This is a genomic window from Streptomyces sp. DT224 (genome assembly GCF_049844595.1).
In the GTDB taxonomy this organism is placed as follows: Bacteria; Actinomycetota; Actinomycetes; order Streptomycetales; family Streptomycetaceae; genus Streptomyces.
Genome location: NZ_JBNCLI010000055.1, coordinates 1 through 341 on the forward strand (window position 1 = coordinate 1; position 341 = coordinate 341).

The 341-nt window shown below is 72.7% G+C and carries 1 protein-coding gene; it reads left to right on the forward strand.

Translation table 11 applies throughout. The features are described from left to right. Positions 1–335: MarR family winged helix-turn-helix transcriptional regulator (locus ACLQ2N_RS36010; RefSeq protein WP_425820015.1), on the forward strand; the 335-nt coding region annotated here is incomplete at its 5' end. Positions 336–341: the final 6 nt, after the last annotated feature.

Here is a 341-nt window from a genome sequence, read left to right on the forward strand (position 1 = left end):
CCACCCTGGACCGGACCGGCCCGCGGCGCATCACCGATCTGGCCGCGGTCGAGGGCGTCACCCAGCCCGCGATGACCACCCTGGTCCGGGTGATGGAGGAGTCCGGCCTGGTCGAGCGGCGGGGCGACACGTCCGACAAGCGGGTCACGCTGGTGTGCCTGACCGAGGCCGGCGCCTCCTATGTCCGGACGCGGCGCCAGGCGGGCGTCCACGCGTTCGACCGGTTGATCGGCGAGCTCACCGGCGACGAGGTCGAGGCGCTGATGGCGGCCCTTCCGGCGCTGAAGCATCTGGCAGAGCTCGAAAGCCAGGACCGCGAAGGGCCGAAGCAGTGACCGGGC